This is a genomic window from Methylobacterium sp. BI1, from assembly GCF_056680125.1.
Genome location: NZ_CM155267.1, coordinates 3,841,120 through 3,862,638 on the forward strand (window position 1 = coordinate 3,841,120; position 21,519 = coordinate 3,862,638).

Annotated in this window: 23 protein-coding genes; 12 read left to right on the plus strand and 11 right to left on the minus strand. The window is 68.7% G+C overall.

What is annotated here, in order from left to right:
- Positions 1-259: 259 nt before the first annotated feature.
- On the minus strand, positions 260-1,069 hold the full coding sequence (locus AC1MGR_RS18110; protein ID WP_480234829.1) for a substrate-binding periplasmic protein: 810 nt from the start codon (positions 1,067-1,069) through the stop codon (positions 260-262).
- A 41-nt stretch (positions 1,070-1,110) separates the two neighbouring features.
- On the minus strand, positions 1,111-1,539 hold the full coding sequence (gene pedF, locus AC1MGR_RS18115; RefSeq protein ID WP_108039630.1) for a cytochrome c-550 PedF: 429 nt from the start codon (positions 1,537-1,539) through the stop codon (positions 1,111-1,113).
- 214 nt (positions 1,540-1,753) lie between these two features.
- On the opposite strand from pedF, the gene AC1MGR_RS18120 reads away from it, so the two are divergent.
- The 11 genes from AC1MGR_RS18120 to AC1MGR_RS18170 all read left to right on the plus strand — a co-directional run bounded on the left by AC1MGR_RS18120 (position 1,754) and on the right by AC1MGR_RS18170 (position 13,188).
- A complete protein-coding gene (locus AC1MGR_RS18120; RefSeq protein WP_480232460.1) occupies positions 1,754-2,998 on the plus strand; it encodes an ABC transporter substrate-binding protein in 1,245 nt (414 codons plus the stop codon).
- On the plus strand, positions 2,995-4,005 hold the full coding sequence (locus AC1MGR_RS18125) for a YVTN family beta-propeller repeat protein (protein ID WP_108039626.1): 1,011 nt from the start codon (positions 2,995-2,997) through the stop codon (positions 4,003-4,005). Before AC1MGR_RS18120 ends, AC1MGR_RS18125 begins: the two co-directional genes overlap by 4 nt.
- Positions 4,002-6,113 (plus strand): 4Fe-4S binding protein, encoded by a 2,112-nt coding sequence (locus AC1MGR_RS18130; protein WP_480232461.1) that lies wholly within the window; start codon positions 4,002-4,004, stop codon positions 6,111-6,113. The genes AC1MGR_RS18125 and AC1MGR_RS18130 overlap by 4 nt, the downstream gene beginning before the upstream one ends.
- A gap of 5 nt (positions 6,114-6,118) precedes the next feature.
- Positions 6,119-7,096 carry an FAD:protein FMN transferase gene (locus AC1MGR_RS18135; RefSeq protein ID WP_480232462.1) on the plus strand — a complete coding sequence of 326 codons (978 nt, stop codon included), beginning with the start codon at positions 6,119-6,121 and terminating at the stop codon, positions 7,094-7,096.
- Positions 7,097-7,224: 128 nt separating this feature from the next.
- Positions 7,225-7,830, plus strand: coding sequence for an SOUL family heme-binding protein (locus tag AC1MGR_RS18140; protein WP_480232463.1), 606 nt, complete (start codon positions 7,225-7,227; stop codon positions 7,828-7,830).
- Between the two features lie 291 nt (positions 7,831-8,121).
- Positions 8,122-8,853, plus strand: coding sequence for a response regulator (locus AC1MGR_RS18145; protein ID WP_480232464.1), 732 nt, complete (start codon positions 8,122-8,124; stop codon positions 8,851-8,853).
- Positions 8,850-10,226, plus strand: a complete 1,377-nt coding sequence (locus tag AC1MGR_RS18150; protein WP_480232465.1) for a sensor histidine kinase — start codon at positions 8,850-8,852, stop codon at positions 10,224-10,226. Before AC1MGR_RS18145 ends, AC1MGR_RS18150 begins: the two co-directional genes overlap by 4 nt.
- A gap of 158 nt (positions 10,227-10,384) precedes the next feature.
- Positions 10,385-10,648 (plus strand): GCG_CRPN prefix-to-repeats domain-containing protein, encoded by a 264-nt coding sequence (locus tag AC1MGR_RS18155; RefSeq protein ID WP_108039617.1) that lies wholly within the window; start codon positions 10,385-10,387, stop codon positions 10,646-10,648.
- Between the two features lie 193 nt (positions 10,649-10,841).
- Positions 10,842-11,111 (plus strand): hypothetical protein, encoded by a 270-nt coding sequence (locus tag AC1MGR_RS18160; RefSeq protein WP_108039713.1) that lies wholly within the window; start codon positions 10,842-10,844, stop codon positions 11,109-11,111.
- Positions 11,112-11,254: 143 nt separating this feature from the next.
- Positions 11,255-11,542 carry a hypothetical protein gene (locus tag AC1MGR_RS18165; RefSeq protein ID WP_480232466.1) on the plus strand — a complete coding sequence of 96 codons (288 nt, stop codon included), beginning with the start codon at positions 11,255-11,257 and terminating at the stop codon, positions 11,540-11,542.
- A 212-nt stretch (positions 11,543-11,754) separates the two neighbouring features.
- Positions 11,755-13,188, plus strand: coding sequence for a mannose-1-phosphate guanylyltransferase/mannose-6-phosphate isomerase (locus AC1MGR_RS18170; RefSeq protein ID WP_480232467.1), 1,434 nt, complete (start codon positions 11,755-11,757; stop codon positions 13,186-13,188).
- A gap of 228 nt (positions 13,189-13,416) precedes the next feature.
- On the opposite strand, the gene AC1MGR_RS18175 is transcribed toward AC1MGR_RS18170, so the two are convergent.
- Positions 13,417-13,683 carry a DUF6894 family protein gene (locus tag AC1MGR_RS18175; protein WP_108034435.1) on the minus strand — a complete coding sequence of 89 codons (267 nt, stop codon included), beginning with the start codon at positions 13,681-13,683 and terminating at the stop codon, positions 13,417-13,419.
- 272 nt (positions 13,684-13,955) lie between these two features.
- Here AC1MGR_RS18175 and AC1MGR_RS18180 point away from each other — a divergent pair, with 272 nt between their 5' ends.
- Positions 13,956-14,789, plus strand: coding sequence for a YdcF family protein (locus tag AC1MGR_RS18180; protein ID WP_480232468.1), 834 nt, complete (start codon positions 13,956-13,958; stop codon positions 14,787-14,789).
- Here the strand turns inward: AC1MGR_RS18180 and AC1MGR_RS18185 are convergent.
- From AC1MGR_RS18185 to AC1MGR_RS18220, 8 genes are all read right to left on the minus strand, one after another.
- Positions 14,747-15,010: a DUF3253 domain-containing protein gene (locus tag AC1MGR_RS18185; RefSeq protein WP_480234830.1), complete on the minus strand. Its 264-nt coding sequence runs from the start codon at positions 15,008-15,010 to the stop codon at positions 14,747-14,749. The two genes, AC1MGR_RS18180 and AC1MGR_RS18185, sit on opposite strands and share 43 nt — an antisense overlap.
- A gap of 146 nt (positions 15,011-15,156) precedes the next feature.
- Complete coding sequence (locus AC1MGR_RS18190; RefSeq protein ID WP_480232469.1) at positions 15,157-15,879, minus strand: DUF599 domain-containing protein; 723 nt, start codon at positions 15,877-15,879, stop codon at positions 15,157-15,159.
- Between the two features lie 114 nt (positions 15,880-15,993).
- Positions 15,994-16,272, minus strand: a complete 279-nt coding sequence (locus AC1MGR_RS18195) for an acylphosphatase (protein ID WP_108034432.1) — start codon at positions 16,270-16,272, stop codon at positions 15,994-15,996.
- 167 nt (positions 16,273-16,439) lie between these two features.
- A complete protein-coding gene (locus tag AC1MGR_RS18200; RefSeq protein WP_480232470.1) occupies positions 16,440-16,871 on the minus strand; it encodes a gamma-glutamylcyclotransferase family protein in 432 nt (143 codons plus the stop codon).
- 79 nt (positions 16,872-16,950) lie between these two features.
- Complete coding sequence (locus AC1MGR_RS18205; RefSeq protein ID WP_480232471.1) at positions 16,951-18,954, minus strand: acetyl-CoA carboxylase biotin carboxylase subunit; 2,004 nt, start codon at positions 18,952-18,954, stop codon at positions 16,951-16,953.
- Between the two features lie 199 nt (positions 18,955-19,153).
- Positions 19,154-19,588, minus strand: a complete 435-nt coding sequence (locus AC1MGR_RS18210; RefSeq protein WP_108034429.1) for a hypothetical protein — start codon at positions 19,586-19,588, stop codon at positions 19,154-19,156.
- 241 nt (positions 19,589-19,829) lie between these two features.
- Positions 19,830-20,252, minus strand: a complete 423-nt coding sequence (locus tag AC1MGR_RS18215) for an aspartate 1-decarboxylase (protein ID WP_108034428.1) — start codon at positions 20,250-20,252, stop codon at positions 19,830-19,832.
- A 115-nt stretch (positions 20,253-20,367) separates the two neighbouring features.
- A complete protein-coding gene (locus AC1MGR_RS18220) occupies positions 20,368-21,378 on the minus strand; it encodes a helix-turn-helix domain-containing protein (RefSeq protein ID WP_480232472.1) in 1,011 nt (336 codons plus the stop codon).
- Positions 21,379-21,519 lie beyond the last annotated feature (141 nt).

The window sequence follows — 21,519 nt, forward strand, 5'->3', positions numbered from 1 at the left end:
TGGATGCGGCACCGGTTGGTTCCGGGCCGTCAGGGTCGCTTTCCGTTTTGGATTGAAGCTGCCCTATGACGCGAAGTCTATGATAAGTTCCTAAGATTTATTATTCGCCTTTAGTCCAATATAAATCCGAAACAAATCAATAAGTCCGAGCAAAACGCAGTATCCTGCGCGGCCAGAGCATCCTCAGGCCGCGCAGCGGGTGAGAAATTCGTGTTCGGACCCGCCTTTTTGGATCCGATTTCGAAGGGCGTGGGTCCTTTCAGTAGCCTTGCGGTGCCCGGTAGACGACGCCGTATCTGGCGCAGATCGCCGCCATCGTGCCGTCGGCGATGAGGCCGGTCAGGACGTCGCCGACCGCGTAGGCGAGGTCGCGGGAATCCGAGCGCACGGCCCCCCCGAGGTCCCAGCGGGTCTTGACCATGCCGGGACTGGCGATCTCAACTACCGGGTTGGCTTCGGCAGGCGCCTTGGCGTCGTGCAGTGCCGCCTCGATGCCCGGGCGGGCGCCGGCCAGGATTGGCGCCTCGCCGGCGAGATAGGCCTTTGCGGCGTCCTCGAAGCTGCGGAAATGCTTGAGGTTCGTGCGGAAGCGCCCGCCTTCGGCCATCAACAGAACCATGTCGGACGCACTCGCGCCTTCGACGGCGACGTCGTGGCCCTCCACGTCACGCAAGGCGTCGAAGCCCTCCAGCTTGTCCCGTCGATAGGCATAGGCCAGGTGCTGGTCGAAGTACGGCGTGGTCAGGAAGATCTGTTCGTTGCGCGTCGCCAGGATCTTGTCGTGCGGGACGTGCAGCATGAGATCGGCGAGGGGCGTGCCGGCGAGGTCGCCGCGCCAGAGATTGAGGCGGAAATCGCCGTCGACGTTCTCGCCCGCATCCACCAGGCGCAGGTCCAGCCGGAGGCCGAGCTTCTCGGCGACGACCTTGGCGAGATCGATGTCGATGCCCTGGCGACGCCCGTCGCGCTCTTCGGAGAAGGGCGCGTTGTCGGAATAGACCGCGACGCGCAGGTCGCCCGCAGCCTTCACCTCGTCGAGGGGACGGGCCAGCACCGCGCCCGGGAGCATCAGGACGAGGGCGGCGAGCCAGGGAGTACGGCGGGCCACGGTCAGTCCTCGTGCTTGGATTCGAGGTAGCTGCGGATCGCCCAGAGTGCTTCCTGGGACAGCACGCCGTCGAAGACCGGCATCTTGGTGACGCCGTTGATGATCGCTCCGTGGCGGACCCGCTCCTGGAACCAGGTGTCGCCCTCCTGGCCCTTTTCCAGGTAGCGCAGATCGGGAGCGAGGCCGCCGGAGATGACCTGGAGGCCGTGGCACCGGGCGCAGTTCTGGCCGTAGCCGGAGCTGCCGATCTCGATGGCGCGGGCATTGCCCCGATAGGGGTTGGCGTCGCGCCATTCCGTTCCAAGCGGTTCGAGGCCGGTGGTGTCCACGGGCTGGGGCTGTACGTCGCCATGGCCGAACACCACCGATGCCGAGAAGATGAGCCCGAGCGCGATCAGCGCGCCCCCCGCATAGGTGGGGACAGTCCGCATTGCCGTTTCCTCCTGATCTTTGCAGGAACGGTAACAGGCGCTTCCCCGCAAACCCATTATGCTTTGGTACACCTCGTGTTGTTGTGCAGTGCGAGATTACGAAGAGATCATCACAACGAGATCATCATGCACCTTGGTCCAATACCGAGGATGGCATCGCCCTTCTATCCTGACGCCAACAAAGCGCTTCGGGGTGGAAATAGGAACGGCTGCGATGCGGACGCAGACGGAGCTTCGGCGGATCGGCGCGAGACGGGCTCGGCGTGCATGGCACACCGGCGCTCTATCGGCCTGTGTCCTTGTCGGCGTCCTGCTGGGCTTCGGCGCTCATCGTGCCCTGGCCGATCCCGCGGCCCCGATTGCCCTGCATTACCTCGAGCGGCGCATCGAACGCCCGACGCCCCTCAACAACGAGGAAGCGGTGCCCGAGGACGAGGGCCGTCGGGGTGCGGAACTCGCCCTCGCGGAGGCCAACGTCACCGGGCGCTTCCTCGGTCTGCACTTCACTCTCGACACGACTATCGTCGAGCCGGGCCAAGCGATCCGCGTCGCCCTTGCGGGTCTCGCAGCGCCCCGCTTCGTGGTGGTGAATGCGCCCGCCGACGATATCTTGTCCCTGACGGACGCGGAGGGCGCGGACCAGACCCTCTTCCTCAACGCGGGTGCGCCCGACACGCGCCTGCGAGACGGAGATTGCCGGGCCAACCTGCTGCACGTCCTGCCCTCGCGCGACATGCTGACGGACGCGCTGCTGCAGTTCCTCACGTTCAAGCGCTGGAGTCGCATCCTGCTGCTTTCCGGCGCCAACCCGGAGGATGCTTTGTACGCCGAGGCGCTCCGGCGCAGCGCCCGCAAGTTCGGCGTGAAGGTGGTCTCCGAGGCCCGCTTCGACGCGCATGGCGCCGATATCCGCGACAGTGCCCTGCGCGAGTTCGCACTCGCGACGCGGGGGCCTGAGCACGACGTCGTCGCGGTGTCCGACGAGCGCGGCGAGTTCGGCGCGAGCCTGGTCTACAACACCGCAGCGGCGCGGCCGGTCGTCGGGACGCAGGGATTGACCCCCGCCACCTGGGGTCGGCCGGTCGAGGCCTGGGCCGCGGTTCAACTGCAGGGGCGTTTCCGCAAGCGGGCCGGCCGGCCGATGCGCCCCCTCGACTACGCCGCCTGGCTCGGCGTGCACGCTGTGGCGGAGGCGGCGATCCAGGCGCGCAGCGACGACCCCGCCGTTCTGCGCGACCGCCTCCTCTCGCCGCGCTTCGAAGTCGGCGGGTTCAAGGGCCGGCCCCTGAGCTTCCGGTCCTGGAACGGTCAGATGCGCCAGCCCGTGTTCCTGCTCTGGCCTGGCGCGGTGGTAGCCTCTGCACCGCTGGAGGGCTTCCTGCACCAGCGCAGCGACCTCGATACCCTCGGCCTGGACCAGCCCGAGAGCGCCTGCCGGGCGATGAAAGGACAGGGATGACGCACCCGCCATCGATCCTCCGGCATCTCGCACTCGCGGCCCTCGCGTGTCTGGCCACCGGCGCCAGGGCCGAGGAGGTCTTCGTCTCCAACGAGCGCGACAACACCGTCTCGGTCATCGACACCGCGACCCTCGAAGTGGTGCGGACCTTCCCCGTGGGCCGCCGGCCGCGCGGCGTCATCTTCTCCCGGGACGGCCGCCACCTCTACGTCTGCGCGAGCGATTCCGATGCCGTGCAGGTGATCGATCCCGATACCGGCACGCTGCTGCACAACCTGCCCTCCGGCGAGGACCCCGAGCAGTTCGCCCTGAGTCCCGACGGGCGCACGCTGTTCATCGCCAACGAGGAGAACGCCACGACGACCGTCGTGGATGCCGAGACGCGCAAGGTGCTGGCTCAGATCGACGTCGGCATCGAGCCTGAGGGCATGGCCGTGAGTCCGGACGGGCGGATCGCCGTGACGACCTCGGAGACCACCAACATGGTCCATTGGATCGACGTGCCGACCCTCAAGGCGATGGATGCGACACCCGTCGGCCAGCGACCCCGCCACGCCGTCTTCAGCCGGGACGGGGCCACCCTGTGGGTCTCCTCCGAGATCGGCGGCGACGTCTCGGTGATCGATGTCGCCTCCCGAAAGGTCGTCGAGACGATCGAATTCGCCATCAAGGGCGTCGCGGCCGATCGGATCCAGCCCGTGGGCATCGTGCTCACGCGGGACGGACGCTTCGCCTTCGTGGCCCTCGGCCCGTCCGACCGGGTGGCGGTCGTCGACGTCGCCACCCGCAAGGTGGTGAACATGATCCTGGTCGGCCGCCGGGTCTGGCACCTCGCATTGACCTCGGACGAGACCCGCCTCCTCGCCACCAACGGCGTCTCCGGCGACGTTTCGGTTGTCGACCTCGCGACCCAGCGGGCGATCAAGAGCATCAAGGTCGGCCGCTTCCCCTGGGGGGCGGCCGTACGCCCCCGGCCCGAGCCCGTTGCGACCGGTAGCGCGCGATGAGGCCCTGGCGGACCCGGATCACCCGACACGTTGTCCCGGTCCTGCTGGCCCTCCTCCTCCCATGGTTCGCGCCGGCGGCCCAGGGTGGCATCCTCGACCGGGCGAAGGTCGAGGCCCTGTTCCCGGCCCCCCTCGTGGTCGGCGAGAAGGACGAGGCCGTGCCCGTCTGGCCGATCCTCAAGCAGGAGGCCGGCAACTACGAAGTCTTCGCCTACGCGTTCGAGTCCATCGATCTCGCGCCGATCCCGGGCTTCGGCGGCACGCCGCCGGATCTCCTCGTCGCGCTGGCGCCCGACGGCAGCTTCCGTGACGTGAAGGTGCTCTCCCACCACGAACCCGTCTTCCTCGAAGGTCTCGGCTCCGAGCCGCTCTTCGCCTTCGTGGAGCAGTATGTCGGCCTCTCCACCCGCCGCTCCATCCGGGTCGGACGGCCGAACGCCCGGGCAGCCGGTGCCTCGCCCTTGGCCGTGGTGGACGGGATCTCGATGGCGACCGCCTCCACCCGGGTCATCAACGAGTCGATCCTGGCCGCCTCCCTCGCGGTCGCCCGCGCCAAGCTCGGCTTCGGTGCGGCCGGCAAGGTTGCCCTCAGGGTCCTGGCGAAACCGGATGGTTTCGAACCGTTGACCTTGGCGCAGCTGCTGGAACGCGGCTGGGTCCGGCGCATCACCCTCAGCAACGCCACGGTGGAGGCCGCCTTCAAGGGTACGGCCATGGAAGGTCAGGGCGAGAGCCCGCCCGAGGCACCGTTGACCGACCTGTACCTCGCCTACCTGAACGTGCCGGCCATCGGGCAGAACCTCCTCGGGACGGCGCGCTTCGAATCCCTGATTCGCGAACTCGGGACTGGAGACCATGCCGTCATGGTGCTCAGCGCCGGCCCTCTGAACCCGCTCGGCGAGGACTTCGTCCTCGGCTCGATCCCGGACCGCCTCGGCATCGTCCAGGACGGACTGGCGGTGAATGCCCGCGACATGGCCATCGAGCGCCGCGGAGCCGGCATGGATGGCTTGCCGGCGGGCCCCTGGACGATCCTGCGGATCGTGCAGCAGGCCGGCTTCGATCCGTCTTCGCCCTGGACCCTGACTCAGAAGATCACGCGCGAGCGCGGTCAGATCCTGGTGGAGCGCCTGTCCCGCGAGTTCACGGCGGCGTATCTCCTGCCCGAAACCCTGTTCCAGCGCGAGGCTGCGGAGGCGGGGCCGACCTGGACCGACCCGTGGCGGGCCCGGTCCTGGGAACTCGGCATCGTCACCTGTGCCTTCGGGCTGCTGGTTCCGGTGCTGGTCCGTCAGCGCGGCCTCGTCGCGGACCAGCGACGGTTCACGCCGTTCCGCCTCGCCTTCCTGGCATTCACCCTGGCGTTCCTCGGCTGGTACGCCCAGGCACAGCTCTCGATCGTCACCGTGATCGGTCTCGCGCGGGCCGCGGTCTCGACCCGCGACCTCTCGTTCCTGCTCTACGACCCACCGTCGCTGCTGATCTGGGCCTTCGCGCTGGCGAGCCTCATCGTCTGGGGACGCGGTACGTTCTGCGGCTGGCTCTGTCCCTTCGGCGCGCTGCAGGAGTTCGTCGCACTGCTGGCAAAACCCCTGCGCATCCGACAGGTCGCGGTGCCGCTCTGGCTCGACCGTGCCTTGCGGCAGCTGAAATACGGTCTTCTGGCCGGCCTCGTCGTGGCGGCCGCGACGGGCTCACCCCTCGCCGACAGCCTCGCCGAGGTTGAGCCGTTCAAGACGTCCATCACTCTGTTCTTCGTACGGGCTTGGCCTTTCGTCGCCTACGCGGTCGGGCTGCTGGTGCTCAACCTTTTCGTCTACAAGGCTTTCTGTCGTTATCTCTGTCCGCTCGGCGCAAGCCTCGCGCTGCTCGGCCGCCTGCGGATGCTCGACTGGATTCCCCGGCGGGTCGAGTGCGGCAGTCCCTGCCAGCTCTGCAAGGTTCGCTGCCGCTACGGGGCGATCCGCCCGGACGGCGGGATCGACTACCCCGAATGTTTCCAATGCATGGATTGCGTGACGATCATTCACGATCCCAGGCAATGCGTGCCCGACGTGGTGGCCGCCAAGCGGCGCCGCCGCGAATCCCAACCGATGGCCGCGGAGTGACGGCGATGCGACGACGTCCACGTCTCCGGCGGCGTCCCGTCCTCCTCGGCCTCGCGGCGCTCGCCGCGGGGGCGGCCGGCGGTCCGCGCGCGTTTCGCGCCCTCGCGGAACGGCGTGGCCTCGTAAGCCGCAGCCGGGCGGGTCTCGCCTTCGGGACCGTCGTCTCCCTCACCGTCGCCGGGCCCGACGTTCCAACCCTGGAGGCCGCACTCGGCGACGCCTTCGCGGCCATGCGCGGGGTCGAGGCCGCAGCGAGCCTGTTTCGGGCCGACAGCGCCCTGTCGCACCTCAATCGCGTCGGACGCCTCGACGATCCGCCCGAGGCCCTGACCCGGATGCTCGCCTTCGCCCTCGCCCTCGCCGCCCGGACGGAGGGCGCCTTCGACCCGACCGTGCAGCCGCTCTGGCCGGTCTGGGCCGAGGCCGCCGCCCGGGGGGAGAGCCCGGAGGCCTCCGCACTCCGGGCCGCCGTCGCCCGCATCGGCTGGCGCCGCGTCGTCCTGGCGCCGGATCGCATCGTCCTGGAGCCCGGGATGGCGCTGACGCTGAACGCCGTGATCCAGGGTTACGCCGCCGACCGGGTGATGGACGCTCTGCGGAGCCGGGGCATCGCGAACGCCTTCGTGGATACCGGAGAGTTCGGGGCCGTCGGCGGGCATCCGGACGGAACGCCCTGGCGGCTCGGCATCGCCGACCCGCGCCGGCCCGAAGCGCTCGGAGGCGTGATCGCCCCCTTCACGGGCTTCGCCGCCACGTCGGGCGACTACAGCATGAGCTTCTCACCTGATCATGCCGACCACCATATCTTCGATCCCACGACCGGGCATTCGCCGAGGGGCCTGTCGTCCGTCACCGTCACGGCTCCGACAGGGCTTCTCGCGGACGGCCTCTCCACCGCCTGCATGGCCCTCGGCCGAACCCGGGGAGCCGGACTCGTGGCGGGATACCCGGATTGCACCGTCCGCTTCGTGGACAAGGTCTGAGGGACAGGAAGACGAGTTGGCGCTCCTCATGCGCCGGTGGTCCTTCTGCGCCGCTGGTTCGAAACGTCCCGGAACGGCATCCGATCGTGTGGCTTGACGCTTCGGACCACGGGCTCGGGGCCGCTGCCATGGACAAGTTTCTCTACTACCTCGTGACTGTCTTCGAGTCGGTGCTTTCGGTCGTCGGTATTCGTTCGGTCTACGAGCAACCGCGCTACACGGTCGTCGAGCGACTCGACCGCGGCGTGGAAGTGCGATCCTACGACGGTCGTATCGCCGTGGAGACGGACGCGCATGGAGCCATGGACGGGCAGGCATTCGGCCGGCTGTTCCGTTACATCACCGGCGCAAACACCGGGTCCGCCCGCATCGCCATGACAGCTCCGGTGGAGACCGACGGACGTTTGATCGCCATGACGGTGCCGGTCGAGCAGGGCGATGGCGGAACGATGCGTTTCTATCTGCCACGGAAAGTATCGGAGGCCGGCGCGCCCGAGCCGACGGAGGCCGGGGTCCGGTTGGTGCGGGTTCCACCCGAGCGGATGGCGGTGCTCCGATTCTCCGGCCGGGTATCCCCCGAGGTACGGCGGGATCAGGCCCGTATTCTCGAGGATGTGCTGCAGGCGGCTGCCCGGCCATGGACGGGTGGACCGGTCTTCATGGGATACGACCCACCCTTCTCGGTGCCGTTCCTGCGCCGGAACGAGGTGGGGTTGCGGCTGCCCACACCGTGATTGAGGGGCTGCATTCCGCAGGCCCGGGGGCATCGAGAGGCGCGTGCCGGCACCGGGGTGCAACTGCGCGATAGGCTGAGAGCCCGATTGGATCGACCGCACGCACGGCCGCTCTCGGCAGCGCCCCCGTCAGGCTGCCACACCGTAAGACCCGGTCTCCGGGGAAGCGTCCGAAGCCCCGTTTTCCGGGACGTGCTGCCTCCGCGGTGCCGCGCTTCGAGAGCATGTAACGATTTGTAACGAGGGGATTTTTCCCGTTGCCGCTCTCCCGCGTCGGCTTAAGTTCGCCCCATGAGCGAGCCTCCCAGCATCGTCATCGTCGAGGACGACGGCGATATCCGTGCGCAACTCACCCAGTATCTTGAGGGCGAGGGTCTACGCGTGGTCGGCCTGAGCGGAGGCACCAGCCTCGACCGCCATCTCGCAGCCGGCCCCGTACCGGACCTGATCCTTCTCGATTGGATGCTGCCCGGTGAGGATGGGCTCTCGATCTGCCGTCGCCTGCGCGACGCCGGCGGCCCCCCGGTCGTGATGCTGACCGCGAAGGACGAGGATATCGACCGTGTGCTCGGCCTCGAAATGGGCGCGGATGATTACGTCTCGAAGCCGTTCAACCCGCGTGTTCTCTTGGCCCGTATCCGTGCGGTCCTACGCCGGACCCAGGGGCGTGGGTCCCGGACGGTCGAGGCCGATCCGGAAATCCTGTGCGTTGCCGACCTCTCGGTCGACCTCGCCGCGCGCCGTGTCCTGATCGGGCAGAACGGGACCGAGGTGGCCCTGACCAGCGCTGAGTATGATCTGCTCCAATGCTTCGTCACCCGGCCGCAGCGGGTGCTCTCGCGCGACCAGCTCCTCGACTGGACCCGCGGCCGGACGGCGGAGGCCTTCGACCGCACCATCGATGTGCAGGTGAGTCGGCTTCGCCACAAACTGGACGCCTCGGGCAGCGCGGTTGCGGCACTGCTCAAGACCGTGCGCAACGCCGGCTACATCCTGGCTGCGTCGGTGAAGCCCGCCGGATGATGGGCCGGGTCGGTCTGCTCGGGCGGATCATGCTGCTTCTGCTGGGCGCGCTCTCGCTCCTGGTGCTCGCCACCGTGGCGCTCGACGGTTGGCAGCGACGCCAGGAGCGCTATCCCTATGCCACGCGTTTTCCGCGCCTCAACCAAGCCGCGGGCATCATGACCCTGCTGCGGGATGCGGACCCGGCCCAGCGACTGGCCATCCTGAAGGCGGTGAGCGGTGAGGCACTGAGGGCGGAGATCGCCGATACCCCTCCCCTGGATGCCGATCTTATTCGGGAGCCGCGCCTGGAGGCCCGTCTACGCTGGCTGACCGGCGACGAGAGCGGCCGGATCCAGGCCTTCACGGAGGCGGAGATGCTGCGTCGCGGCGTCGATCCTGCCGCGGTTCCGAAGGAGGAAGGTCGGCGGGTGCTGGGTCGGCTGGCAGCCGCCACCTATACTCTTCCGGATGGTCGAACCCTCATCGTGACGGCCATCGAGCGCCATCGCTCGCTGATGCCATGGATGCTGGGACAGCCGTTGAGCCGGTGGGTCGCCGCCCTCGGCGTCGTTGTGGCCGGGCTCGTCCTCGTCGGTACGCGCCATGAATTGGCGCCGCTGCGCCGCCTCACGACCGCGGTGACCCGGTTCGATGGCCGCGCTCTCGAGCCCGTGGTTTCCCCGCAGGGTGCGCCGGAGATCCGGCGACTCTCGCGTGCGGTGCAGGATATGCAGGAGCGGATCGTCGGTCTCCTGAGCGAGCGTTCGCTCCTGATCGGGGCGATCTCCCACGACCTCAAGACCTACCTGACCCGTTTGCGCCTTCGGGCCGAAGGGGTCTCGGACCCGGAGCGTCGCGACCGCCTGATCGAGGATCTCGACGCGATGACGACGCTCATCGACACATCCCTCGCCTTCGCCAGGGGCACCGCCGTCGAGGTGGGACGGACGGCGGTCGACCTCGCCGACGTCGTCGCCGTCGAGATCGCCGAACACGCGGCCCAGGGTGCGAACATCCACCTGACCGGAGAGGACGTCTCCGACGCCGTGGTCGCGGGCGATGCGGGGGCCCTGCGCCGGGTCATCGCCAACCTCATCGGCAATGCCGTCAAGTTCGGTCGTACCCGGATCGCCGTCTCCGTGGGACGAACAGGCATGCTGTGCCACGTCGTGGTGGAGGATGACGGCGCGGGAATCCCGGAGGCGGAGCGGATGGCGGTCTTCAGTCCCTTCCATCGGGTCGAGCGCTCCCGCAATCGTGGCACGGGCGGATCGGGCCTGGGGCTGGCCATCGCCCGGCAGATCGCGGAAGCCCACGGTGGCACCATCGTGGCCGAAGCGTCCGAGCTCGGCGGTGCCAAGGTCGTCGTCACCCTGCCCGCCATCGCCTGACAGTCGGACCGGCCCTCGGTATCGCCGTTACAAAACGCGACTTTGTCGAAGGGATCGGTCACATCGCGGAAGGATGGCGCACGGATTCTGACTGCATCGGCCGCGCCAGCGACGGCGTGCGCCGTGACCGCTCCCTCCGTGGGCAGAAGGAATCCGCGATGTTCAAAACCCTCATTCCCGCCGTCATCCTGGCCGTCCTGTCGGTTCCCGCCTCGGCCGCTCCCCTCGTCCAGAATGCGATGGCCATCAACGAAGGCGGTGCGCAGATCATCCGGGTCTTCGGCGGATGTGGCCCCTACGCCCACCGTGGCCCCTACGGCGGGTGCCGGCCCGGTGGACAATGGGGCGGCTATCGCCGCGGCCGCGCTTGTCCGATCGGGTTCCATCTGGGACCTTACGGTCGCCGCTGCTGGCCGAACTGAGAACGCGGATCGGCGCCGCTGACCCGCGCCTTCCGGACCCGGGCTGCGCCGCTCCACGGCGCGCACAGGATCCGGGCGGGCGAGTGATCGAACGACACGGATCCGCGCCGCAGGGTGCGGCTTCGTCACAGGAACAGCCGTCCGATCGCGCGGGTTGACGTGTCAGATCGATTCCCTGAGGATTTCCACGAAGATGTCCGCTCCCTTGCTGAGCGCGGGTGCGCTCGCCATCCTGATGACGTCATCCGCGCTGGCGCAGGGATTGCTGCCCCCCGACGGTCGACGCGGCGTCGTCATTCAGAATCAGCCCAACACAACCGGGAATAGCGGCGACCTGGTGATCTCGTATGGGGCCACGGGCGCCGATACGGTGACCACCAACTCGGCCGCCGGTGGCAATGCGAGCCGGCCAGAGCAGGCCTTCCCCAACGGAAGCGCCAATGGTGGACCGGGCGGCCGCTGAGGTCCCGTGACCGCAGAGGACCCCGCCCGGCGATCGTCGCGGCGGGGTTTTTCGTCGTCGATCGGCCCGCATGCGGCTTGATTCCGGTCTCCGTTCGGCTGCACCGGCGTTGTCGGAGCCCGGGCGTCCTGGCATGATACGGCATGCCGCAAACGTCCTATCCCCGTTGGTCGCCCGCCGAACTCGTCGATGAACTGCGCGAGGCGGCGGAGGAGATCGCCCCGGAACTGAACGGGATCAGGGCGGAGGAAACCCTCGAGGGTGAATCGGCCCAGATGATTGAGGAGATGGCGGAAGCGCTCAAGCGGATCGCGAGCGGGGCACCGCGTCCGCAGGACATCGCACGCGCAGCCCTCGCTGCGCAGACACCCCGCAAGCCGATTGGCCGGCCGCAGCCGATGGCGCGCAAACCCCTGAAGCCACGACGTTGAGCTCGGGAAGTCCGGGGGTGCTGAATCGCCTTCGGACCGCTGCCGCCAAAGCGATGCCAACCTTGAGCTGACCGGTGGCAAGCCCATCGTCGCCTGCGTGTCTCGGCTGGCGGAGAATGGTGTAGACTGTTCGGTAACGGGCCGGTCGGTACGGGGTTTGCGGCATGGCGGCCCACCCGATGCGTGCAGCTCACAATGAGGCGACCCCTGGAATGTCCGAGTCTGCTGGCGCACTGATCCATCCGATCATCCTCTGCGGCGGTTCGGGCACGCGGCTGTGGCCGGCCTCGCGCGAGAGCATGCCCAAGCAGTTCACGCCGCTGGTGGACCCGAAGACCTCGACCTTCCAGGCCACCGCCCAGCGCCTGGCCGATACGGGCGTGTTCGCCCGCCCCACCGTGCTGACCAGCAGCGACGCGCGCTTCATCGTCGCCGAGCAGCTGCAGCAGGCGGGCATCCAGGCCGACATCATCCTGGAGCCCGAGCGGCGCGACTCGGCCGCAGCGGTGGCGGTCGCCACCCTGCACGCGGCCCGGCGCGACCCCGAGAGCGTCGTGCTGATCATGGCCGCCGACCACGTCATCGGCGACACCCCCGCCTTCGTGGCCGCCGCCCAGGCCGCCGCGGCCGGCGCCCGGGCCGGGGCGATCATGACCCTGGGGATCACCCCGACCGCGCCCGCCACCGGCTACGGCTACATCCGCGTCGGTGCCGCCCTTTCGGGCGGCGCGGGCAACCACGCGGTCGAGCGCTTCGTGGAGAAGCCCGATCACGCCGGCGCCCTGCGGCTGATCGACGAGGGCGCCCTCTGGAACTCGGGCTACTTCCTGTTCCGCGCCGACGTGATGCTGGCCGAGCTCGAGGCCCATGCCCCGGAGATCCTGGCGGCCACCCGCGCCGCGCTCGATGCGGCCGTGACCGACCTCGACTTCGTGCGCCTCGACGCGGCGGCCTTCGGGCGGGCGCCCAAGACCTCGATCGACTACGCCGTGATGGAGCGGACCCGGCATGCCGGGGTGCGCCCGGTCTCGTTCCCCTGGTCGGATGTCGGCACCTGGGACGCGGTCTGGGCGGTGCTGGCGCAGGATGCGGACGGCAACGCCGTCCGGGGCCGGGTCGAGACCATCGACACCCATGGCAGCCTGATCCACAGCGAGGGCGAGCACCTGACCACGGTGGTGGGGCTCGACGACGTGGTGGTGGTCACGACCCCCGACGCCGTGCTGGTGACCTCGAAGGCGCGCTCGGGCGAGGTCAAGGACCTGGTCACGCGCCTGCGCGCGCAGGGCCACCCGGAGGCGGACGCGCATCGGCGGATGTACCGGCCCTGGGGCTGGTACCAGCGGATCGACCTGGGCGAGCGCTTCCAGGTCAAGCGGATCATGGTGACGCCGGGCGGGCGGCTGTCCTTGCAGAAGCACTTCCACCGGGCCGAGCACTGGGTGGTGGTCAAGGGCACGGCGGAGGTCACGCTCAACGAGGCGGTGGTGCTGGTGCACGAGAACGAGGCGATCTACCTGCCGATCGGCTCGATGCACCGCCTGACCAACCCGGGCAAGATCCCCCTGGAACTGATCGAGGTGCAGGTCGGCTCCTACACCGGCGAGGACGACATCATCCGCGTCGAGGATATCTACGGACGGTGAGACGCGTGCGTGTCCCCAGGATGTCTCGGCAAAGCTGATGAACGGTCTTCGGTTTTCGACAGGCGTCGGTCGGTTGCCCCTTGCCGAACGATCACTCGATCGTGTGAGCGTCACGGCGCCGTTGGGCCCCGGATATACGCTCAAATCGCGCGAGCCCGTCCGACACGGAACGCGGCCCGGTCAATCCTCGCTGGTTCGTGACAGGCGTCTCCCAGTGAGGCGAACGTTTCAGGGCTCTTCCGGAACGACCTCGACCGCACCGTCGACCCGCTCGATATCGAGCGAGAGATGGGCCCGAAACAGAACTTGCGCCTCCTCGCCGCGCACGATCGCCAGATAGTCCTGTCGCTCGGTATCGACGCTGAATTCCTGTGCGATCTTGGCCATGATGCGCACGAGCTTCGTGCGCACCGCGTCCTCGTTGGGCAATTCGAAGCCGACCTTGTCCTTGACGAAGTTGGCTCCGTCGTGGAGGTCGATAAAGAAGCGTGGCATTGACAATATTACCCGTGGGAATTTATCCCACTCCATAGGGTTAACCTAAGCCGTTCGCGGACCAAGTGCAATCGGTGGTCCCTGCTTAGGTCTTATACGGGACGGATTTGTCAGCCCCGTCGCAGAGCCCGGCGATGACAGTGTTTCGATCTGCCGCTGTCCGACGACTGAGTGCCGCCGCCTCGGTTCGCACACCACAGTAACGCGCGGGACAAGGCGGCGGCCGTTGCGGTATCACGCCTCACCTGCCCGCCCGCTCAGGTTGCCCGCGCATGTTCTTTCCGCTGTCGAAGCTGCTGTACTTCCTCGTGACGCCTTCGAACGCCCTCGCCCTTCTCGTGCTGATGGGGATCGGGCTGGCGGCTGGGGGATGGCTTCGGAGCGGGCTCTGGATCGGCGGCCTGGCGGCCATGGTTCTCCTGATCGCCGGCCTGTCACCCTTGGCCGTCCTCATCGCCCTTCCCCTCGAGGAGCGGTTTCCCGCCTTCGTCGACGATGGTGCCCCGATCACCGGGATCATCGTTCTCGGCGGCGCGATCGAGACCCGGCTCTCGGCGGATCGAGGGCAGCTGCTCCTCAACGACGCGGCCGAGCGACAGGTCGCGATGGCAGATCTAGCCCGTCGCTATCCGCAGAGCCGCCTCGTCTTCACTGGCGGCAGCGGCAGTCTCACGGGCAGCAAGGCGTCGGAATCCGAGATCGTCGGACGCTACGCCGACACGATGGGCCTTCCGCGCACCCGCCTGATCCTCGAGGATCGCTCCCGCAATACGCGCGAGAACGCGCAATTCACGGCCGACATGGTGAAGCCGCAGCCGGGAGACCGTTGGCTTCTCGTCACCTCGGCCTGGCATATGCCTCGGGCGATCGGATGCTTCCGCGAGGCCGGGTTCGGAGTCACGGCCTATCCGGTGGATTATCGCACCGGCGGCTGGAAAGACGTCCTGCGCGTCAACGCCTTCGCGTCCGAGGGGCTGGCGCTCCTGGACATTGTGACGAAGGAGTGGTTCGGCCTGATCGCCTACCGGCTCAGCGGCTACACCGACGCCCTGCTGCCGGCGCCTCAGGCCTCGTCCGATGCCGTGGCCGCGGCGCCGAGCCGGTAGATACCGCGGAAATCGTCGGGATCCTCGACCGGCTTGCCCTTGCGCAGGATCGCGACTTCACCGGCCTTGGTCATCCGCACGGCGATCCGTCGGATCGGCTGCATCAGCGGGCTCCAGTCGTCCGGCTGAGGGCCGCCGAGCTCCCGGGCTACCTCCGACGGGCAGATGGTCTTGCCGGGATCGCGGGCGGCGAGAAGGCGCAGGATCGTCTCCGCGATCAGCGCCTCGGACGGCCCCTTGCGTTCGGGACGGCCCGTCGATTTCGGCTCCGCCTTCGCTGCGGCCTTCGGAGGCGCTGCCGGTGGCGCCTTCGCGGCGGGGATCTTCGGAGAGGAGGTGCGCTGGCGCGTCGGCTTCTTGGGAATCGTCATGGCTGCCATCCCTGCCCTGTCCCGTCGTCTTCCGCCAGCAGGGCGGCGCGAATTCGCGACGCGAATTGCCGTCGCCACATGACCAGCACCACCGCGGTCGTGGTCAGCATGAGCAGCCAGGGGCTCACGAACCAGCCGAGATAGGCCAGGGCGAAGAAGAAGGCGCGCTGGCCCCGCGCGAAGTGACTTCCTGCGGCAATGTTCATCGCGGCTGCCTTGCGCGCGGCGCGGAGCATCTGTTCCGGCGTCGCGCCGGACCCTTTGGGCGGCACCGCACCGAGGAGGATCGCACCGTAGTTGAACAGCCGGTAGGCCCAGGAGAACTTGAAGAAGGCATAGACGAAGACGACCGCGAGGCCCGCCACCTTGATCTCCCAGGTCAGGCGCGTGGCGACGGCGCCGAACGGGAGCGTGCCGAACAGGGTCAGGACATCGTCGCCCGAGCGCGAGAGGGTCAGCACGCCGCCGAGGGCGATCAGCGAGGTCGAGGCGAAGAAGGCCGTCCCGTTCTGGAGGGATGCGTTGATCGTGGTGTCGACGACGCGGTTGTCGCGCCCGATGAGCTGGCGCGTCCACTCCGCCCGTTGCGCGTTCATGATCTGGCTGAGGCTGGTGCGACGGCCGCGCATGCGTGCCACCGCGATGCCGTAGCCGGCCCAGGCCGCCACGAAGTAGCTGAGGGCCCCGAGGTCGAGATAGGAGAAGTCGGCGGTCAGCATCGCGTCCGGTCTCTCGACGACCGATCGCCGGGCGTCCCGCCGGGGCGCTAGCGCGGAAGGCGAGGCCCTGTCCAGACGAAGGGGGGCCGGATGTGTCTCACCCGGGACGAAGCGTCAGCGGATCGCGAATCCGGCCTCCGGTGGTGCTGCTGCGTCCTCCGTCACGGCGATGTCGGTGACGCGGGCGCCCGGCGGCCCCTGGCGGCAGGCCTCCAGCATCCGCGCCACGGCGTCGGGAGCTCCCGAGAACAGGGCCTCGACGGACCCGTCCGGGCGGTTGCGGACATGACCGGAGAGGCCTTGGCGATCCGCCTCGTTCCGCGTCCAGACCCGGTAGCCGACTCCCTGGACCCGGCCCTGGATGATCGCGGCGACGGTTCGGTTCTCGGGCATCGTAGTCTTGTCCTTCGTGGCGTCGATGGGCAGCGGGAGGCCGAAAGACGCGATAGCACGACACTGATGTAGAGAGGCCCGACCGCGCAGGATGCCGTTCGAGATCGGCAGGTTTTCGAAGCTCCCGAACAGGGTTTGGGCAAGCGAGGACCACCCTGGCTCGCGCCTCAACCGGCGCGACCGCGCTGCCAGGTCTGCAACTCTGCACGATAGGCCGCCGGCAACTGTGCGGCGGCGGCTGCAGCCAGGACGGCTTCGAGGTAGCCCGGGCGGGGCGCGCCGGTGACGGTGGTGCCGCCGAGATAGATCAGCGCCCGCTTCGCGCCGCCCGAAACCGAGACCGGCTGCATCGCCTTGACGTAGAGGCCGGACGCGACGCCCTCGTAGCGGTCGAGGGCCGGAACGTCCCCCAGTGCCAGATCCCACAGTATACCATGCACGGTCGCGCGTGGGTCGCGCACCACGGAGGCGTATCCCTCGCGCATGATGATGAAACGGTGCCGGTTCAGGCGACCCTGCCCAACCAGGGTCGAGCGCGGGCAGCGCGCGGCCATGGCGACGGCGTCCATGTTCGCGCCGTAGGCGAAGTAGAGGGGCATCGAGCCGTCCCTGGACCTGCGAATCGAAGCGCCGTCCCATCCGCGGGGGACGGGGCGGCGCTCCGGAGCCGGCGACGCGTCAAGCGAATTCGAGGATGACCGCGTCGACCGCGAGGCTGTCGCCTTCCTTGGCGGCGATCTTGGCGACGGTAGCGTCGCGCTCGGCGCGGAGCACGTTCTCCATCTTCATCGCCTCGACGATGGCCAGGGGCTCGCCGTTCTTCACCTCCTGGCCTTCCTTGACCAGGATGGCCTTGACGAGGCCGGGCATCGGGCAGAGCACCTGCTTGCCGGAGCCGGCATCCTCCTTGACCGGCATGAGGGCGGCGAGGGCCGCCTCGCGCTGGGTGTAGACCCGGGCCTCGGCCGCGGCGCCGGCGTGCTGGAGGGCGACGCCGTTGAGGAGGCCGCGGACCTGCATCGCCACGCGGGCCCCGCCGATCTCGCCCTGCCAGACCGGTTCGCCCGGGCGCCAGTCGGAGGAGACCGGCCAGGTCGTGCCGTCGGCACCGGTGACGATCAGGGTGCCGCCGACGGCGTCGACGGTGACCGGGTAGGACTCGCCCGCCAGGACCACGACGCGGTCGCGCTCGAAATGCAGCAGGGCCGGATCGCGCATCTGGCCCGAGATGCCGCGCTTACGCTGGTTCATCTTGTGGTCGATGGCGGCGGCCGCGGCCGCCATGCGCTGGGCGATCGCGCCCTTCGGCTCGGGGGCGACGAAGCCCTCGGGGAACTCCTCGGCGATGAAGCCGGTGGAGAGGTTGCCCGAGCGCCAGCGCGGATGCGCCATCAGCGCGGCGAGGAACGGGATGTTGTGGCGGATGCCCTCGATGGCGAAGGCGTCCAGCGCCTCGCCCTGGGATTCGATGGCCTCGGCCCGGGTCGGGGCCCAGGTGACGAGCTTGGCGATCATCGGGTCGTAGTGGATCGCGATCTCGCCGCCCTCCTCCACGCCGGTGTCGTTGCGGACGGTGGCCCCGCCGAACTCGCCCTCGGCCGGCGGCCGGTAGGTGGTGAGTCGCCCGATCGAGGGCAGGAAGTTGCGGGTCGGGTCCTCGGCGTAGACGCGGCTCTCGACGGCCCAGCCGTCGAGCTTCACGTCGGCCTGGCCGAGCGGCAGGGGCTCGCCGGCCGCGACCCGGATCATCAGCTCGACGAGGTCGAGGCCGGTGATCATCTCGGTGACCGGATGCTCCACCTGGAGGCGGGTGTTCATCTCGAGGAAGTAGAAGGACTTGTCCTGGCCGGCCACGAACTCGACGGTGCCGGCGGAATCGTAGTTCACGGCCTTGGCCAGCGCGACGGCCTGCTCGCCCATCTTCCGGCGGGTGGCCTCGTCGAGGAGCGGCGACGGCGCCTCCTCGATGACCTTCTGGTTGCGGCGCTGGATCGAGCACTCGCGCTCGCCGAGATAGATCACGTTGCCGTGCTTGTCGCCGATCACCTGGATCTCGATGTGGCGCGGGTCGGTGATGAACTTCTCCACGAAGACGCGGTCGTCGCCGAAGGACGAGGCGGCCTCCGACTTGGCGCGGGCGAAGCCCTCGGCGACTTCGCCGGACGAGTGGGCGATGCGCATGCCCTTGCCGCCGCCGCCGGCGGAAGCCTTGATCATCACGGGATAGCCGATCTCGTCCGCGATGGTGACGGCGTGCTCGGGGCTCTCGATCACGCCGAGGAAGCCCGGCACGGTGGAGACCTTCGCGGCCGAGGCGGCCTTCTTGGATTCGATCTTGTCGCCCATCGCCGCGATGGCGCCGGGGTTCGGGCCGATGAAGACGATTCCGGCCGCCTCCAGGGCGCGAGGGAAGGCTTCGCGCTCGGACAGGAAGCCGTAGCCCGGATGCACGGCCTGCGCGCCGGTCTGCTTGCAGGCGTCGATGATCTTGTCGATCAGCAGGTAGGACTGCGCCGCCGGGGCCGGACCGATATGCACGGCCTCGTCGGCCATGGCGACGTGCACGGCGTCGCGGTCGGCATCCGAGTAGACCGCCACGGTCTTGATGCCCATGCGCCGGGCGGTCTTGATGATGCGACAGGCGATTTCGCCACGGTTCGCGATCAGGATCTTGTCGAACATCTTTCCGCGCACTCTGGTCCGTCAGGGAACATGCGGCGTCTTGCAAACGCCCAAGCTCGTTCCCGTTAAAGCAGTTATGCGGCTTCGGGAAGCTGATCGATCCAGGCGAGGGCCGTGTTTATGCAGGGACTCGACCGACAATCTTACGGTGCGATGCACCATATGATTTTGAATGCGAAATATCAGGAGCTGGCAGCTCTTAGGCCGCCAGCAATTCGCGGATCCGGTCGCTCTCGGCCGCGGCGCGGTTGGCCGACAGCGCAAAGGCGATGAGGGCTTCGTCGCTGGCCTGGGCCTCTCGCACGACTTCGCGGGCGAGGCGGGCGGCGAGACGGGTCGGGCCGCTGCCGGCGCGCAGGCTGCTCACCAGCCAGGAGGCCACGCCCGCATCGATGTAGCCGGTGGGACGCTCGCCCCAGACGGCGAAATCCACCACCGTCGCGACGAGGTAGTCGCCGAAGCTCGTATCCGCGAAGCTGACGATGCGGTCGAGGGCGATCAGCATGTCGGCCTCGTCGCGGCAAAGGAAGCCGTCGGGGAGGATATCACGCGCCAGGATCTGGACGTCCTCGGCGGTGATGCAGTCGGCGGCGACGATACGGTTACAGAAAACCTGAAGCGAAAGGTTGATCATCTCTTGATGCCTCCCCGGCTTTGTCTTGGCCGGTCTGTGTCTCTGTCGATGGTTCGACTATGCAGGGCGGCATCGTTCAGGCGGTTAACGGGCAAATCTGAATCAATGTTCAGGTTAAAGCCTGCTCACGAATGAGCCTTTCGAAATCATGACGTTCCGGGGCGGGCAAACCCGCCCCGCCCTCCATCCCGTGGCGGCGGAGCGCCCTCCCCCGCCCGTCGCGGGCGCGGCGCCGGTGCGGTCAGCCCGCGACCCCGGGGCCGAGAATCCGCATGTCGAGGCGTCCCTCGGCGTCGCGGAAGACGTCGTAGGTCACCCGGTCGCTGATCGTGTTGTCGGCGCCGAAGATCAGCACCTTCGGCTTGCGCGCGATCACGTCCTCGATGGAGCCGTAGGTCGCGGAGGCGATGATGACTTCGTCGCCGACCTGGCAGGTGCGGGCGGCGGCCCCGTTCAGGATGCAGCAGCGCGATCCGGCCGCGCCGTAGAGCACGTAGGTGCTGATCCGGGCACCCGACATCTTGTTCCAGATCTCGACGAATTCGAGGGGGTCGAGGCCGACCTCCCGGCAGAACTCCGCGTCGAGCGTGATCGAGCCGTGATAGTTCAGGTCGGCCCCCGTCACCCGGAGGCCGTGCAACTTGGCGCGGACGAAACTCTGCATCGGTCTGGCTTTCCCTCGTGCGGCCGCGTTGTTAGTCGGCGCCGTCGTGAGTCGCCAGTCCATTCGGCGCCGTCCGAAACGCCGGCCCGGTGAGGGCTGAGGGGGCCGGGAGCGTTCAGGAGGTCCGGGACGATCCGTTCAGGGCCCGGATCCAGTCCCGCAGGTGATCGGGTTCGAGGTCTTCCAGGGACCGTCCCTCCAGGAACCGTCCCTCCGGGGCCCGGATCTCCGCGCGGAGCTGCCCCGGCGCGAGGCCGTAGGCGGCCTTGAAGGCCCGCGAGCCGTGGCTCGGCGTGGCGAACCCGAGGGTCCAGACCAGGGTCGAGATCCGCGCGTCCCCGCCGCTCTGCAGGATGGCCGACCGCAGGCGCGCCACGCGCCGGCGCACGATCTCGCGCCCGACACCGCCGACGGGGGCGAAGGCCCGATAGAGGGAGCTGCGGGACATGCCGGAGCCGGAGGCCACCGCGTGCACGTCGAGGTCGCGCCGCCCGAGATGCGCGTCGATGAAGAGCAGGGCCCGCAGGCGGCGAGCGGCGTCCGCCTCGTCGTCGTCGCCCGCCTGCCAGGCCGGCAGGTCGCCGGCCGGGCGCAACAGGCCGGCGATCAGACGGTTGCCGCCCTGAAAGACGTCCGTGGTGCCGGATACCCCCCGGGCCAGGGACAGCACCGCCTCGGCGAGGGCCGGGAACGCCCTTTGCGGGAGCACCCGCCCGTGCAGGGCGCGCAGGTTCGGCACCGCCCCTTCCACCACGTCGCGCGGCAGGGCGACCGTGACGTAATCCGCGTCGTACAGGACCGTGCGCTGCGGACGGGTCGTATCGAACAGGACGGCGTCGCCCGCCGCCAGCAGGCGTTCGGCTCCGGGCTCACCCGCCAGCATTCGGCCCGAGCGCAGCACCTGAACGTTGACGTGCTCGAGATCGTCGCGCCGGACGCGCGGCGCCTCGCGCTGGTGGACGGCGCCGGCGATCTGCCGGTCGAACAGGAGCAGGCCGGCGGCGCGACGTCCCCGCACGGCGGCCTGGAAGCGGTCGCCGATCCGCGAGACCGTCGAGCCGACCGCGTAGAGATCGTGATAGGTGGCGAAGCGGTCGGGCGCGGCTGCGAACGAAGCATCCTCCACCGATGTTTTCTGCGGCGATGTCTTCTGTGGGGATGTCTTCTGTGGGGAAACGGCGTGGCTGACGACCGGCCGCTGCACATCGGACGTGTCGACCAGGGGCGTCCGATGCTCGCGCGGAGGTGGCACGCGCTGCGATGATCC